General features: G+C 51.9%; 1 pseudogene. It reads left to right on the top strand.

Features of this window, described 5'->3' with window-relative positions:
- Positions 1-387 (top strand): annotated as a pseudogene (locus R7Q48_RS25765) (IS91 family transposase); the annotation flags it as partial.
- Positions 388-871: the final 484 nt, after the last annotated feature.

The raw sequence follows: 871 nt of genomic DNA, 5'->3' as shown, positions 1-871 counted from the left end.
AGGCTGGCCGCCCTGGTACCGAAGCCCAGAGTCAACCTAACCCGCTTCCACGGGGTGTTCGCACCCAACAGTCGGCACCGGGCGTTGGTCACGCCGGCAAAACGGGGCAGGGGCAACAAGGTCAGGGTGGCTGATGAACCGGCAACACCAGCACAACGGCGAGCGTCGATGACATGGGCGCAACGGCTCAAGCGTGTTTTCAATATCGACATCGAGACCTGCAGCGGCTGCGGCGGCGCCATGAAAGTCATCGCCTGCATTGAAGACCCTATAGTGATCAAGCAGATCCTTGATCACCTGAAGCACAAAGCCGAAACCAGCGGGACCAGGGCGTTACCCGAAAGCCGGGCGCCACCGGCTGAGCTGCTCCTGGGTCTGTTTGACTGACGAGCCTGAAGGCCAACGATACCAATCAAAATGCTGCGTTCACAGCGCCGCGGCAGGGATCCGCCGTGCTGGTTGTCGGAAAAGGAGCCGCTAGTGGGAAAGAGGAGGGTAAATTTTCAGCGTTGCTGGCTCCCCGTCAGCCGGATTGGGTTGCATCGCAGGGGTGTCGAAAGAGTCAACTGCGGTCCAAAGCTGTTGGACTTGGGTGAAAAGGGCGTTTATTCTTCCTATACGTTCATTAGGTCATCTAGCCTTTCTTCCGCAGGTTTTGTTCTTGGTTTTTTAGGGGGTAATGTCATAGGGTTTGTCTCTTAATATCTTGTGCTAAAAGCAAATCTGATAGGGGTATCATAGCACTTAATATTGATATGCTAAAACTTAGCTCGCTGGTAGCTTCGCTATTTTAACTATCTTTTTGGTGCTTCTATAAAAAGATAAAATAAATACAATCAATAAAACATACATTATCGCACCAATCATCCAT

The sequence above is a fragment of the Vibrio sp. 378 genome (genome assembly GCF_033339435.1).
The sequence above is the reverse complement of the archived record's forward strand: the minus strand, read 5'-3'. Positions and strand labels throughout refer to the sequence as shown.